The organism is Streptomyces sp. NPDC031379 (assembly GCF_055569615.1).
Window position 1 is genome coordinate 40255 of the sequence record NZ_JBVIIT010000042.1, and the last position, 14610, is coordinate 54864.

Here is a 14610-nt window from a genome sequence, read left to right on the forward strand (position 1 = left end):
GGCGTTCACCCCCCGGCGGCCCTCGGCCGTCCTGCCCCCGGCGCACGGACACCCCGCCCGGCTCCGCCGCGATTTCCCTCGATCGAAGGCGGCGCCACCGCCCCTCCAGGGCGCGTTCTTCATGGCAGCATGGGGACCCGGTTCATGCGGTGCTCTGGTGGTCCACAGCCTGTGGAGGCGTCGATGCGGTGGTTGGTGGGTTGGAGCAGCACCGCCGCGGGCGCCGCCGGGTTCGGCTCCGCGGGTGCCCTGGGACACGACGGCGAGACCCTGCAGCCGGTCGGCTCCCAACTCCTGTGGGGCGACCCCGACCCACTGTGGGCCGTCGGCGACTGGCGCCCGGACGAGGTCCGCGTGGTGCGCGCCGACGGGCAGAACCGGATCGCCGTCCTCGGCATCTGCGGCGCCTCCGACGAGGAGCTGCGGCGCGGGCTGTTCACCGCGCGCGGGGGCGCCCTGCGTCATCTGACGACCTGGCCCGGGAGCTACACGGCCGTCGTCCAGGTGGGCCGCCGCATCACCGTCTGCGGTGACCTCGCGGGCGCCCGACCGGTGTTCCACACCCCGTGGGCCGGCGGTACGGCCTACGCCACCGCCGCACTGCCCCTCGCCGACCTCATCGAGGCCAACCTCGACTTCGGCCACCTGGCCGCCCTGCTGGCCGCCCCCGACGTACCGGCCGCGCTGCGCGACACCACCCCGTACGACGGCGTGCGTCGGATCGCGCCGGGGCACGCGCTGGTGCTGCGCGCCGGAGCGCGCGAGATCGTCGGGTACGAGCCGGTCGCCTCCCTCGCCGTGGCCGCACCGCCGGCCGACCCGGACCGTGCCGTGGACGCCGTACGGGACGCCCTCGTGGAGGCGGTCCGCACGCGGCTGTCGGCGCCCCGGCACGTACCCGACCTCGACCCCGGTCCGGTGCCCGGTATGGGCCCCGCCGAGCGGCGGGCGGCGCGCGGGATGCCGCTGCCCGGCATCGGCGCCGACCTGTCCGGAGGCCCGGCCTCCGGCACCCTCGCGCTGCTGGCGGCCGGGCTCCCCGGCCGACCGGGCACGCTCCTCGGCCACGGCACGGGCGCGGGCGAACGGCTCCTCGCCGTCACCTTCAACGACCTCGCCGTGGGCGGCCGCGAGGCCGAACTCGAACGTGCCGGCACCCTCGCCGCCAACCCCCGTCTGCACCACGTCGTGGTCACCGGCGGCGAGGAGACCCTGCCGTACGCCGACCTCGACGGCCCCCTCACCGACGAGCCGGGGCCCTCGCTGGTCTCGGCGGTCCGGCACCGCGCCCGGCTCGCCGCCGGCAGCGCCGACCACTTCACCGGCCACGGCGCCCGCCAGGTCCTGGACGCCCATCCCGCCCGTCTCGCCGACCTCCTGATGGACCGCCGGCGCCGGCACCTGGTCCGGCCCGTCGCCGCCCTCGCCCGGGCCGACGGTTCGGTGATGGTCCCCGCGCGCGTGTACGGCGCGGCCCGGCGGCTCGCCCGCACCCCCTACCGCACGGGCCTGGAGGTGCTGGCCGAGCGGCTGATGCGGCGCCGCTTCGAGGAGCCCAAGGGGGCGGTCGGCGCGTCCCTGGCCGCGCTGACCTGGGCCAGACCCGGGCCGGCGGCGCGGTGGCTGACGGGTGAGGCACTGGCTGAAGTATCGGTTCTGCTGGGGGGTGCGGCGGACCGCTCCGCCGCCGGTCCCGACCGGCGCCCCGGCGACCACCGCGCGCGGGCGGCCCTCGCCCGGTACGCCGCCGATCTGCGCGTCCTGGAACAGTCCGCCGAGATCCGCTCCCAGCGCCTGCACGCGCCCTTCCTCGACAACCAGGTCGTCCGCGCCTGCCGCGACCTCCCGGAGGCGCTGCGCGTCCAGCCGGGCGCCCGCGCGGCCATCCTCCGTACCGTCCTGGAGGGCGCCGGCGTCACCGGCCTCCCGCCCGGCTGGGGTGCCCCCTCCCACGCCTCCTCCGCGGCCGCCGCGCGCGCGGGCCTGCGGGTGTCGGCCGACGCCCTGACGGACCTCTTCGCCACCCCGCTGCTGGCCGACGCCGGCCTGGTGGAGGCCCGCGTCGTCCGCAAGGCCCTGCGCGCGGCGGCGGCGGGCGAGCCGCTCCCCCTGGACGGTCTCGCCGACCTGGTCTCGCTCGAACTCTGGCTGCGCCGCCTGCTCTCCCGCCGCGGCACCTGTTGGACGGGCACCCCCGCCCGGGCACGCGCGGTGCCCTCCGGCATCCAGCCGAGGAGAGGCGCCCTGGCCCCGGGGGCGTGAAGGCGCCGGGCCACCACGCCCGGCGGTCCGCCGCCCCGCCCCGTCTGCCCGCGGCTCGGTCGTGGCCGCCGGCGCGGGCCGGCGATCCGACCCTCGTCCGGCACCGGCAGGCGGTGACCGGCGGGCGGGGTTCCCGGTCGTGCTCGGCCGAGGCCCAGGGCACCGTCCCCGCTGCCGAAACCCCCGTGCCCCACTGCCCACCCCCCGCGACAATGACCGGGTGCGGTACAGAATCCTCGGCCCGGCCCAAGCAGCGGACGACCAGGGCACCCCCCTGCCCCTCGGCGGCCAACGCCTCCGCACACTTCTCGCCGCCCTGGCCCTCCGCCCCGGCCGCACCACCACCCCCGAAACCCTCATCGACGAGGTCTGGGCGGACGACCCGCCCCAGGACGCCCCCGCCGCCCTCCAGGCCCTGATCGGCCGCCTCCGCCGCGCCGTCGGCCGGCACACCATCACCTCCGCCCCCGGCGGCTACCGCCTCGAAGCCACCGGCGACGACGTGGACCTGCACGTCTTCCAGCGGCTCACCCACGCCGGCACCAAGGCCCTCGCCGACGCCGACCCGGCCACCGCGCACCGCACCCTCACCCAGGCCCTCGCCCTCTGGTACGGCCCGGCCCTCGCCGACCTGCCCGACCGCACCGCGGCCACCCGCGCGGAGGCCCTGCGCCTGGAGGCGACCCGCGCCCGCGCCGCCGCCGCCCTCGACCTCGGCCGCGCCCGGGACGTCGTACCGGAGCTGAGGGAACTGACCACGGCCCACCCGTACGACGAACCCCTGCACGCCCTCCTCATCCGCGCCCTGCGCGACACGGCCCGCCCGGCCGACGCCCTCGCGGCCTACGAGTCCGTCCGCCGCACACTCGCCGACACCCTCGGCACCGACCCCGGCCCGGAACTGAAGTCCCTGCACGCCTCGTTGCTCAAGCGGCAGGAGCCGCGGCCGCCGCAGTCGCCGGTACCGGCGGCACCGCCGGCCCCCGCCCAGCGCCCCGAGCGCACCGGCAACCTCAAGCCCCGCCTGACGTCCTTCGTCGGGCGGGAACCAGAACTCGAAGCCCTTCGTTCCGACGTGCACAGGGCCCGACTGGTCACGCTCATCGGACCGGGCGGCTCCGGAAAGACCCGCCTCGCCGAGGAGGCCGCCGCAGGCCTCCCCCAGGCATGGCTGGCCGAGCTGGCCCCGCTCGACCGTCCCGAGGCGGTGCCGGGCGCGGTGGTCAGCGCACTCGGTCTGCGCGAGACCGTGCTGCTGGCCAACGACCTGGGGACCGGCCAGGCCGACCCCATGGCCCTGTTGACCGAGTACTGCGCCCAGCGCAGCACACTCCTGATCCTCGACAACTGCGAACACGTCATCGGCGCGGCCGCCGCCCTCGCCGAGACCCTCCTCACCCACTGCCCCGGGCTCACGATCCTCGCGACCAGCCGTGAACCCCTGGGCGTCCCCGGTGAGTCGGTGCGTCCGGTCGAGCCCCTCGTCCCGGAGCAGGCGCACCGCCTCTTCGCCGAGCGCGCGAAGGCCGTCCGTCCCGACGCCGACGCGGTGCTCGCCGACACCGAGGCCGTGGCGGAGATCTGCCGCCGCCTGGACGGGCTGCCGCTCGCCATCGAGCTGGCCGCCGCCCGGCTCAGGCTGCTGACCCCACGACAGATCGCCGACCGGCTCGACGACCGCTTCCGCCTGCTCACCACCGGGAGCCGCACGGCCCTGCCCCGCCAGCAGACCCTGCGCGCCGTCGTCGACTGGTCCTGGGAACTGCTGGACGAGCGGGAGCGCACGGTGCTGCGCGAGGCGTCGGTGTTCGCCGGCGGCTGGGACCTCGCGGCGGCCGAGGCCGTGTGCACCGGCCCGGCGGCGGACCTGATCGGGGCACTCGTCGACAAGTCCCTGGTGGTGGCCGCCCCGCACGCACCGGACGGCGACGCTCCGGCGAGCGGCATGCGCTACCGCATGCTGGAGACCATCCACGAGTACGCCACCGAGCGCGCGGCCGAGGTCCCCGGCCTGCGCGCCGCGGCCGAGCGCCGGCACCGCGCGTGGGCACGGACGCTGGTCGAGGAGGCCGAGCCGCAGCTGCGGTCCGCGGCCCAGCTGCCCTGGATCTCCCGCCTGGAGAGCGAACTGGACAACATCAGGGCGGCCCTGGACCGTGCCGTGCGCGCCGGCGACGAGGCGGAGGCCGGCGCGATCGCCCTGGCCATCGGCTGGTTCTGGTGGCTGCGCAACTACCGCCAGGAGGCGGTGTCCTGGGTCCGACTGGTGCTCAGCCTGGGCGCGGCCCTGGACGGCCTGCCCGCCGGAGCGCCGGCGGGCGATCTGATGGCACGGGTGGAGTCCGCCGACCCGATGGGCACCTTCCTCGCCGCCCCTGACGGCGAGGCCGGGCATCCGCTGCGCGAGCTGCGCATGGACCTGCGGATGCTCGACCTGTTCCTGACCTCGGAGTCGAGCCCGGACCACCTGGGCGAGGACGAGCGGGCCCCGGAGTACGTCGCGCGCGTACGGGCCGCCTACGAGCCGGGCGGTCCGCCGGCCGCCCGGCTCCCCGGCATCGTCTGGCCACTGACCACCTACTACCTGGGCAGCCCGGCGGACGTGGGCCCCGACATGGCCGCCGCCGTCGCCAACTGCCGCAGGCACGGCGGTGACTGGGAGATCGGGGTGGTCCTGATGTACCGCGCCCACGTCACCGTCGACTCGCCGGGCAATCTGCGGGGCGTGGACGAGGACCTGGCCGAGCTGCGGACGCTCAGCCGGCGCGTCGGGGACCGCTGGATGCGGGCACAGGTGTGCAGCGCGGCCGGCGAGGCCGCCATGGCGCGCGGCCGGTTCGACGAGGCACGCGGCGAGTACGAGGAGGCGCTGCGGCTCGCCTACGAGGTGGGCGCCTACGCCGAGTCGCCGTTCCTGATGGCGAGGCTCGCCGAGATCGCCTACCGCTCCGGTGACCTGGACACCGCGCTGACCGTCCTGGACGAGGCGGGGGCGGCCGCCGACCGGTACGCGGTGCCGGAGTCCCGCGCCTTCGTGCTGCTGATGCGCGCCCACGTCGCGCTGCACGAGGGTCGGCCGGCGCCGGCCCGCGAGCTGTACGAGGCGACCTGCGCGATGACGCGCGGAGGCACCCCGCCGCCGCAGTTCGTGGCGGCCGTGCGGACGCTCGAGGCGCTCCTCGCGGCCGAGGAGTCGGGCCCGGAGCACGGACTGCCGGTCGTCGCCGAGGCGCTGAGCGACGCCGTGGCCCAGCGGTGTGCCGAGTCGATCACGGCGGGGCTGGTGGACACCGGCGCCGGTCTGCTGGCCCGGCTCGGCGATCTGCCGGCCGCGCTGCGGCTGTTCGCCGCCGCGGACCACTGGCGCGACGGCCGGATGCGCCCCGAGCCGGAGCGCAGCGAGGCAGCCCGGGTGCACGCCGGTGCCCGCGCGGCGCTGTCGGCCGAGCGGTTCGCGGCCGAGTGCGCGAAGGGCGCGACCCTCGGCGTGGCGGACGTCCTGCGCGAGCTGCGTGCGAGGGCGGTTACCGGCAGGTGATCCGGGACTGCGCCCAGTCCGCCGACGCCGCCCGGTCGAAGGCGTTGCTGTGCGGCTCCACGACGAGCTGGACGGTCTCGCGCCCGGTCAGGTCCACATGCACGGGGACGGCCTGGTCACGGCCCTTGACCGTCCCGGACTGCCAGAGCCGGGCTCCGTCGGCGAGGACGGAGAAGGAGACCTTGCCGAGGCCGAGCGTCAGGTCGTCCACCCCGGCCAGCGCGTCGTAGGCGGTGCACCGGCGGTTGAGGACGATCGTGACGGAGGAGTCGCCGTGGACGGTCACCCCGCCCGCGTACCGCTTGCCGCCGATCGACATGCCGTAGCGCTGCCACACCCAGCTGCTCTCGCGCAGCGCGATCTCCGGCCGGGTGCCGTCACCGTTCACGTCGTACCGCAGTTCGCTCAACTCGTAGACGGCGGGAGCCGGCGGGGGAGGGGGCGTCGGGGTCGGCCTGGGCGTCGTCTTCGGTGCCGGCGGCGTCGGCGTCGCGGTGGGGGTGGCAGTGGGTGTCGGCTCGGGGGTGGGCGTCGGCGTGGGCGTGGGAGTGGGGGTCGGCGTCGGGGGCGGCTCGGGGGTGAGCACCACCGGCTTCGGCGAGGGCTCGTGCTTCGGCGATGCGGGTGCCGACGTCCCGGGCTGCGCGAGCGGTGCCGAAGACGACGGCTCGGCGGCCTCCGTCGCCGGGTGGCTGTCGTTCGCCAGGGCCAGCGCGACCGCGGCGGCGGCCACCGCGACGACACCGGCCGCGATGCCCGCCTTCACCGGCGCCCCGAGCCCCTCCGCGGCCGCAGCACCGCCCGCCGCACCGCCCGCGCCGCCGGACGAGGCGCCGGACGACCCGGTGGCCGCCGCGGCGGCACCCACGGCTCCGGCCCCGGCGCCGCCGGCCGCGATGCCGAGGGCCTTGGCGTACCCGGCGGCCCCGAACCAGCCGATGACCGCGACCGGGACGACACCGGGGATACCGCTCGCGACCTCTTCGATCTGCGCCGCCGCCAGCCGGCACCGGGCGCACTCCTCCAGGTGCTTGCGCAGGCCCCGTTCGGCTCGGATGCGCAGCTTGCGGCGAGCGTAGGTGCCGAGCTGGTCGGCGTAGCGGGCACACTCCTCGTCGTCGGTGAGGGTGGTGCTGACGTGTGCCTGGAGGTAGGCCTGCTTCAGGCCCTCGCGGGCGCGGCTGGCCAGCACCCGGGTGCCGTTGGCGTCCAGCCCGAACAGGACGGCCACCTCGCTCGGCGACTCGTCCTCGACCTCGGTGTGCCACAGCACGGCCTGCCAGCGCTCGGGCAGCGAGCGGAAGGCCCGCATCGCCATGGACCGCTCGGCCTCGTGCATCGCGCGCACCTCGGCACCGAGGACCAGAGCGGCGTCGTCGGACACCTCCGAGGCCCGCGCGGCCGTCTGCGCGAAGGCGGCGAAGTCGTCGACGAGTTGCTCGCGCCGGGCGGACCTGGTCCAGTGCGCGGCCACGCGTCGTACGGAGGTCAGCAGATAGGCACGCACGGCGTGCTCGGGCCCCGAACCGCCGCGTACGGCCTGCAGCGTCCGGGCGAAGACCTCGGCCGTGAGGTCGTCGGCGGTGTGTCCGTCGCGGCAGCAGGTGCGGGCATACCGTCGTACGGCGTCCGCGTGCCGCCGGTACAGCTCCTCGTACGCGGAGTCGTCGCCGCCGCGCATCCGCTCGATCAGCTCGCCGTCGGCGGGCGGCGTCTCCCGGGGCGGGGGCAGCACGCTCCCCCCGCGCTGGGCGGGCACGCTCCGGTCGCCCGGCCCGCCGAAGGACGCGGCGCGACCGCCCTGACTCGGCACCTGGGGCGCGGTCGGCCCGACGGCCTTCGCGTCACCGTCACCGCCGGACTCGTCCCACCCGTCAACGCTCATCGCGGAAAGCCCCCGACGCCGGCCCAGCCCAATCCGTCACCGGCTCAGAGTGCCACACCGTCTTTTGCCCAAGGACCCCTCGCACACCCCATCCACTCATCCGAGCGGACTTGTCCCCACGGCGTCCGGGAACCCACCCGAAAGAGCTGCCGAGAGCGACCGGCACTGTTCACACCGGCGACAGCAACCGCCGGCGAGGTGCCCCGCCGGGCGGGGCCACCCGCGCCCGTCCGCGACGGTCGCGCGGTCGGGTGCGGGTGGGACCCCTGAGGCCGCCGGAGGCGAAGCCGGGGCGAGCCGTACGCGGCTACGCCGGCCGCGAGCGCAGCCCCTCCAGCAGGATGTCCAGCAACCGCGCGGACGCCGCGGCCTGCTGCGCCGCGTCCGGCAGCGACGGCGCCGCCGTGGCGATCACGAGCAGCACGTCGGACACGGACACGTCCGCGCGCAGCTCACCCGCCGCCCGCGCCCGGTCCACCAACTGCCCGACCACCTCGAGCAGCGCCCCGGCCGCGGTGCCGTCGGCCACGACCGCGGCCTCGTCCGCCACCAGCCGCAGCTCACCGGCTGCCGGTTGCGTCCGCTGCTGAGGCACCCGGGCCTCTTCGACGGCGCCGGCCGAACCCTCCGCGTCGGCCGAACCGGCGGAGCCCACCCGCAGCACCTGCGGGGGCAGCAACCGTCCGGCCCCCGACGCCACGGACGTCCGCAGGAACCGGGACAGCGCCGACCACGGCTCGTCCTCCTGCCCGAGCGCGGTCCGCGCCTGCTCGGTCAGCCGCGCGGTCTCCTCCTCGGCGATCCGCCGGACCAGCACGTCCTTGCTGGGAAAGCGCCGGTACACCGTGCCGACCCCGACCCGTGCGCGCCGCGCCACGTCCTCCATCGGCGCGCCGTACCCCAGCTCGCCGAACACCTCACGCGCCGCACGCAGCACGTGCTCCAGATTGCGCTGTGCGTCCACGCGCAGCGGCGTCGTGCGCGGCCCGTCCGCGCGTCCGTTGCCCGCCGCCGCGCTCACCATCCCGCCACCGGGCGCGATGGCGGCTGCAGATGACCAATGCGTGTCCTGAACATGCATGTGTTCCCCCGGTAATGACGTCTCCCCCCGGAGACTCTCCCCGCCACTGAACGCGAAGTGCGCGGAACTGGCGTCGGTCTCGACCGGAACCGCCCGTCGCGGGCCCGATCGACCACATTCCCTACACTCCGTCGACACACGAACATAGTTGAGAGGGAGTCAATTCAGAAGGGGCAGGTTCCGCACTGTGCGCCCCTCGATCGGAGTACGGGTCGCGTACGTCCCGATTCCGCACCTTCACGCCCCCTCGTCCGCCCCCGCTGACCTGGTCCCTTTCGTCCCGCCCGGCCGCCGCCGCCGGCCCCGCGCCGACCCGGCCGCCGGTCACACAAATTGTCGGGGCTGTGGACAAACAACAGCGCCGGGTGCGTCATGGGATGGTGAAGGAACGTGCGCGCATTCTGGTTGTCGGCGGCGGCTACGTCGGGATGTACACGGCCCTGCGCCTGCAGCAGAAGCTGAAGGGGGAGCTGAGGCGGGGTGCCGTCGAGATCACCGTAGTCAGTCCCGACCCGTACATGACGTATCAGCCGTTCCTCCCCGAGGCGGCCGCCGGTTCGATCTCCCCTCGCCATGTCGTCGTACCGCTGCGCCGCGTCCTGGACCAGTGCCACGTCGTCATCGGCGAGGTGACCTCCGTCGACCACACGGTGCGCACCGCCGCCGTCACCACGCTCGCCACGGGCGAGGAGGGCAGGGCGGCCGAACTCCTCCGCTACGACGAACTGGTGCTCGCCCCCGGCTCGGTCTCCCGCACGCTGCCCATCCCCGGCCTCGCCGAGTACGGCATCGGATTCAAGACCGTCGAAGAGGCCATCGGCCTGCGCAACCACGTCATCGAGCAGATGGACATCGCCTCCTCCACCCGCGACCCCGCGATCCGGGACGCCGCCCTCACCTTCGTGTTCGTGGGCGGCGGCTACGCGGGCGTGGAGGCGCTCGGTGAGCTGCAGGACATGGCCCGCTACACCGCGCGCTACTACCACAACGTCCGCCCCGAGGACATGAAGTGGATCCTCGTGGAGGCCTCCGACCGCATCCTCCCCGAGGTCGGCCCGGAGATGGGCCGCTACACCGTCACCCAGCTGCGCCGCCGCAACATCCAGGTCCTGCTCGACACCCGCCTGGACTCCCTCGCCGACCGCGTCGCCGTCCTCAGCGACGGCCAGCGTTTCCCGACCCGCACCCTCGTGTGGACCGCCGGGGTCAAGCCGCACCCGCTGCTCGCCGCCACCGATCTGCCGCTCACCGCCCGCGGCCGCCTCAAGTGCACCGCCCAGCTGACCGTCGACGGCGTGGAGCACGCCTGGGCGGCCGGCGACGCGGCGGCCGTCCCGGACGTCACCGCGGCCGAGCCCGGCACCGAGACCGCCCCCAACGCCCAGCACGCCGTCCGCCAGGCCAAGGTCCTCGGCGACAACATCGTCCACGCGCTGCGCGGCGAGCCCCTGGAGACGTACGCGCACAAGTACGTCGGCTCGGTCGCCTCGCTCGGCCTGCACAAGGGCGTCGCCCAGGTCTACGGGCGCAAGCTGAAGGGCTACCCTGCCTGGTTCATGCACCGCGTCTACCACCTCAGCAGGGTGCCCACCTTCAACCGAAAGGCCCGCGTGCTGGCGGAATGGACCCTGGCCGGGCTCTTCAAACGGGAGATCGTCTCGCTCGGTTCGCTCGAACATCCTCGAGCGGAGTTCGAACTCGCGGCCGGTGGAAAGCCTCCTCACAGCCCGTCGGACGACCCGAAGGGGTCGTCCTGACGGGACCGAGGAACTCCACGGACCGCCGAGGCGTCTGACGGATGTCGCCGCGGCCCGCCGCCTGCCAGACTGCCCACGTCCTCTGACGGCCCACCCGCCCGCCCTCAGCACCCACGAGGCTCTTCCCACAGTGAACTTCACGCGCTGGAGCGCCCGGCTCCCCGGAACGCAGCGCCGCGCCGCAGCGCGGACCGAGACCCCGGTCTCCCCGGACCGGCGGGGGGAAGGCTCCGTGCCCGCGGCCCGCGCCGAACAGCGGACCCACGAGACACCCCCGGTGCTCGCCGTCGACGAACTGCCCGCGCGCGACGTCCTCGACCGCGTTCCGGCCCTCGTCGCCCTGGTCCATGGCCCCGACCACCGCATCGACTACGTCAACGACGCCTACACGGCGGCCTTCGGAGCCCGGCCGGGCGGCGCACCCGCGCGTGAGGCGCTGCCCGAACTCGCCGAACTGGGCCTGCTCCCGCTCCTCGACCAGGTGCTGCGCAGCGGCAAGCCCCGCACACTGAAGTCCCGCAAGGCCGTCGACGGCCGCTCGTACACCTTCACCTGCACCCCCGTCGCCGAGGACGGCGACCGCGACGGCGGCGTCCTCGTCTTCGCCACCGACGTCACCGACCACGCCGAGGCCGCCGAACGCCTGCGCGCCAGCGAGCGCCGCCAGCGCGAGACGGCGGTGACCCTGCAGCGCTCTCTCCTCCCGCAGGAGCTGGAACAGCCCGACGACCTGCGGATCGCCGCCACCTATCAGCCCGGCGGCACCGAGGCCGCGGTGGGCGGCGACTGGTACGACGTCATCACCCTCGGCGGCGGCCGCACGGCCCTGGTCATCGGCGACGTCATGGGCCGGGGCGTGCGGGCGGCGGCGGTCATGGGCCAGCTGCGCACCGCCGTCCGCGCCTACGCCCGCCTCGACCTGCCCCCGCACGAGGTCCTGCAACTCCTCGACGGACTCGCCGCCGAGATCGACGCCAACCAGATCGCCACCTGCGCGTACGCCGTCCACGACCCGAACGAGGGCCGGCTGGTGTACGCCTCCGCCGGCCACCTGCCGATCCTGGTCCGCGACGAGAACGGCACGGTCTCCCGGGCCGACGAGCCGACGGGCCCGCCGCTCGGCACCGGCGGCTGGATGCACGCCTCGGGCGCCGTCGCGCTCGGCCCCGGCGCCACGGCGGTCCTCTACACCGACGGCCTGGTCGAGCGCCGGGACGAGGACCTGGACGAGGGCATCGCCGCGCTCGCAAGGGCCCTCGCCGGCGCGACGGGCACCCCGCAGGTCGTCTGCGACCGCCTGGTCCGCTCGGCCGGCGTCACCGCCGACCACGACGACGACGTGGCCGTCCTCGTCCTCCAGCACCCGGCACGTACGGGCCCCGAGAGCGACCTCTTCCGCAACGCGGCCCTGGAACTCCTCGGCGGCGTAGAGGCGGCCCCCCGCGCGCGTGCCTTCGCCTCCGGTGTCCTCACCAGCTGGCGCTTCCCCGCCGAGCTGCACGACCTGGGCGTCCTCGCCACCAGCGAACTGGTCGCCAACAGCCTCCAGCACGGCACCCCGCCCATGCGGCTCCGGCTCCGCCGCACCGACCGCCGGCTGATCATCGAGGTGACGGACGGCGACGATCACCTCCCACGCCGCCGCCGCGCGGAGCCCGGCGACGAGTCCGGCCGTGGCATCGCGATCGTGGCGACGATCGCCTCCAGCTGGGGTTCGCGAAGAACACCGGGCGGGGGCAAAGCGGTCTGGTGCGAGTTCGTCCTGCCGAAGGGCCAGACGCCGTAGGGGGCCGGCCCTTCGGCATGGGGCCCCTAGGCGGCCAGTGTCTCCGCAGGTGCCTCGCCCCGGGCGATCACGCGGCTGGTGCGCAGCCACGGCTGATCCTGCACATCCGTGAGCCGTCGGCCCAGGCGCAGGGCGAGCACCGTGATCCCCAGGGAGAACAGCAGGAACGTCACGATGTACGGCGCGTGCAGCGAGGCTCCCATGGGCCCGCCCACGGCCGGACCGACCGCCAGAGCCAATTGCTTGACCAGCGCGAACGCCGAGTTGTACTGCCCGGCCATGCCCTCCGGCGCCAGATCGGCGACCAGCGGCGCGACCGTCGGCGACAGCATCGCCTCTCCCAGCCCGAACAGGGCGTACGTCGACACGAACGCGGCCGTCGCCATCTCCTGGCTGCCGTGGCCCAGCCCCGCGTACCCGGCGGCCAGCCAGGCCACGGCCCAGATCAGCCCGACCCCGGCGATCACCCGGGAGCGCCGACGCCGCTCCACGAACTTCAGGACGGCGAACTGGGCGACCACGATCATCAGCGTGTTCGCGGCCAGCGCCGTGCCCAGCGCGGAGGTGGATATCCCGGCCGCCTCCACGCCGTACGCGCTCAGGCCCGACTCGAACTGGCCGTAGCAGGCGAAGAACAGCACGAAGCCCAGCACGGACAGCTGCACCATCGCCCGGTTCCCGAGCAGCTCCTTCCAGCTGCCCCTCGCCGACCGCGCGGGAGCGTCCTCCATCCGCGGCGAGTGCGGCATCCGCACCGTCGTCATCATCACGGCCAGCAGCAGGAACATCGCCGCCTCGATCGCGAACAGCAGCGTGAACGAGGACACGCGCGTGGTGTCGACGAGGTGACCCCCGATGAGACCACCGACACCGAGCCCCAGGTTCTGCAGGAAGAACTGCATCGCGAACGCCCGCGACCGCGTGTCCGCCGACGAGCAGTCCACGATCATCGTCGCCAGCGCCGGCTGCATCACGGCCTGTCCGGCACCCAGCGCCGCCGAGGACAGCAGCACCGTGGCGGCGCTGCCCGCGAGTCCGAGGCTCAGCGCGCCCAGAGCGGCGGTCACCAGGGCGGCGAGCAGGACCGGCAGCGGGCCGCGCCGCACGATCGCCCGGCCGGCGAACGGCAGCACGATCAGCGCGGCCACGGCGAAGACGGCGAGCACGAGTCCCGCCGTCATGGCCCCCAGGCCCCGCACCTGCGCCACGTAGACGTACAGGTAGGGGACCGTGAAGCCGAGCCCGAACGCACTGAGTGCGTTGCCCACGTGGATCCGGCGCATCGCTGCGCCCATCGCCCTGGTCACGTTCACCTCTCTCACTAGTTAGACCTGAAGACTTCAAAGCTAAAGTTCGAAGCTAAAGAGTACACAGTGAAGGACTTCAAGGCAAAGGGCTTGCGTGCGATACTGCGGCCATGGCCGACACCCCCGGCGTCACAGAGCCGACACTCGAAGAACAGATCGCCGCGTACCAGCGCGAGTTCCAGGACCTCGATCCCCAGGTCGAGAAGATCGTGTCGGCGTTGTCCCGGCTCAACCGCCGGATGAACGTCGCCTACGGTCGCCAGACCGCCGCCCTCGGCATCAGCAACGCCGAGTGGGAGGTCCTCAAGGCGCTCGTCCTCTCGGGCGCGCCCTACCGGCTGGGCCCCAGCGACCTCGCCAAGCGACTCGGCCTCACCCCGGCCGCGATGACCCACCGGATCGACCGCATGGTCACCGAGGGGCTGGTCACCCGGGAGCGCGACGAGTCCAACCGGGTCCGGGTCATCGTCGAGCTGACGCCCGAGGGCCGCGAGAAGTGGCTGGAGGCGATGCACATGGCGACCGTCTTCGAGGAGGACCTGCTCCAGGACCTGACGCCGACGGAGCGCGCGGTGCTCGGCGAGGTCCTGACCCGGCTCCTGCGCAGGGTGGAACACGCCCAGCCGGACGCCGGCGGCCGGCTCACCGACCTCGACTGAGACCGACGAAAAGATCTTGACAGGGGGTGCTTGACACGCCCCTGCTGCCTCCGTAAAGTTCTCCGGGTTGCCACGGGGCCGTAACGGTTCTGCGGTGACACCTCAGCCGCCTCGAGCGGCAACCTCACACCACCAGCACGATCGCCCGAGCGGGTTGATTTCGGCTTGCCCGAATTCAATTCGAATAGGGACTCGGCGGCCCGATTGGGAATCGCCGGGCGGATCCGCTAAGGTTTGAGACGTCGGAACGGCCCAACAGCCGGGAAGACAAACCCCCCTGACTGGGAGTCAGACGCCGAAAGGATCTGATAGAGTCGGAACCGCCGGAAAGGAAA

The 14610-nt window shown here is 74.5% G+C and carries 8 protein-coding genes; 5 read left to right on the forward strand and 3 right to left on the reverse strand.

Translation table 11 applies throughout. From position 1 onward, the window contains the following. Nucleotides 1–183: 183 nt before the first annotated feature. Nucleotides 184–2262 (forward strand): asparagine synthase-related protein, encoded by a 2079-nt coding sequence (locus ACZ5CW_RS39215; protein WP_468610251.1) that lies wholly within the window; start codon nucleotides 184–186, stop codon nucleotides 2260–2262. Nucleotides 2263–2482: 220 nt separating this feature from the next. Continuing rightward, entirely contained in the window at nucleotides 2483–5800 is a 3318-nt protein-coding gene (locus ACZ5CW_RS39220) for an AfsR/SARP family transcriptional regulator (protein ID WP_468610253.1), read from the forward strand. On the opposite strand, the gene ACZ5CW_RS39225 is transcribed toward ACZ5CW_RS39220, so the two are convergent. Continuing rightward, nucleotides 5787–7685 (reverse strand): sigma-70 family RNA polymerase sigma factor, encoded by a 1899-nt coding sequence (locus ACZ5CW_RS39225; RefSeq protein WP_468610255.1) that lies wholly within the window; start codon nucleotides 7683–7685, stop codon nucleotides 5787–5789. The genes ACZ5CW_RS39220 and ACZ5CW_RS39225 overlap by 14 nt on opposite strands. A gap of 307 nt (nucleotides 7686–7992) precedes the next feature. Further along, nucleotides 7993–8766, reverse strand: coding sequence for a TetR/AcrR family transcriptional regulator (locus tag ACZ5CW_RS39230; protein WP_468610257.1), 774 nt, complete (start codon nucleotides 8764–8766; stop codon nucleotides 7993–7995). Nucleotides 8767–9143: 377 nt separating this feature from the next. On the opposite strand from ACZ5CW_RS39230, the gene ACZ5CW_RS39235 reads away from it, so the two are divergent. Together ACZ5CW_RS39235 and ACZ5CW_RS39240 are read left to right on the forward strand one after the other, a co-directional pair. Then, nucleotides 9144–10523 carry an NAD(P)/FAD-dependent oxidoreductase gene (locus ACZ5CW_RS39235; protein ID WP_468610259.1) on the forward strand — a complete coding sequence of 460 codons (1380 nt, stop codon included), beginning with the start codon at nucleotides 9144–9146 and terminating at the stop codon, nucleotides 10521–10523. 130 nt (nucleotides 10524–10653) lie between these two features. Further along, nucleotides 10654–12309 (forward strand): ATP-binding SpoIIE family protein phosphatase, encoded by a 1656-nt coding sequence (locus ACZ5CW_RS39240; RefSeq protein ID WP_468610261.1) that lies wholly within the window; start codon nucleotides 10654–10656, stop codon nucleotides 12307–12309. Between the two features lie 26 nt (nucleotides 12310–12335). Here the strand turns inward: ACZ5CW_RS39240 and ACZ5CW_RS39245 are convergent, their stop codons facing one another. After that, nucleotides 12336–13592 (reverse strand): MFS transporter, encoded by a 1257-nt coding sequence (locus ACZ5CW_RS39245; protein WP_468610271.1) that lies wholly within the window; start codon nucleotides 13590–13592, stop codon nucleotides 12336–12338. 134 nt (nucleotides 13593–13726) lie between these two features. On the opposite strand from ACZ5CW_RS39245, the gene ACZ5CW_RS39250 reads away from it, so the two are divergent. Beyond that, complete coding sequence (locus tag ACZ5CW_RS39250) at nucleotides 13727–14275, forward strand: MarR family winged helix-turn-helix transcriptional regulator (protein WP_468610263.1); 549 nt, start codon at nucleotides 13727–13729, stop codon at nucleotides 14273–14275. The last annotated feature ends 335 nt before the right edge of the window (nucleotides 14276–14610 follow it).

Bases quoted from the DNA above. Each gene is read 5' to 3' on its own strand.
- ACZ5CW_RS39245 (WP_468610271.1), bottom strand. From the start codon at position 13,592: ATGCGCCGGATCCACGTGGGCAACGCACTCAGTGCGTTCGGGCTCGGC.
- ACZ5CW_RS39215 (WP_468610251.1), top strand. From the start codon at position 184: ATGCGGTGGTTGGTGGGTTGGAGCAGCACCGCCGCGGGCGCCGCCGGG.
- ACZ5CW_RS39235 (WP_468610259.1), top strand. From the start codon at position 9,144: ATGGTGAAGGAACGTGCGCGCATTCTGGTTGTCGGCGGCGGCTACGTC.
- ACZ5CW_RS39230 (WP_468610257.1), bottom strand. From the start codon at position 8,766: ATGCATGTTCAGGACACGCATTGGTCATCTGCAGCCGCCATCGCGCCC.
- ACZ5CW_RS39225 (WP_468610255.1), bottom strand. From the start codon at position 7,685: ATGAGCGTTGACGGGTGGGACGAGTCCGGCGGTGACGGTGACGCGAAG.
- ACZ5CW_RS39250 (WP_468610263.1), top strand. From the start codon at position 13,727: ATGGCCGACACCCCCGGCGTCACAGAGCCGACACTCGAAGAACAGATC.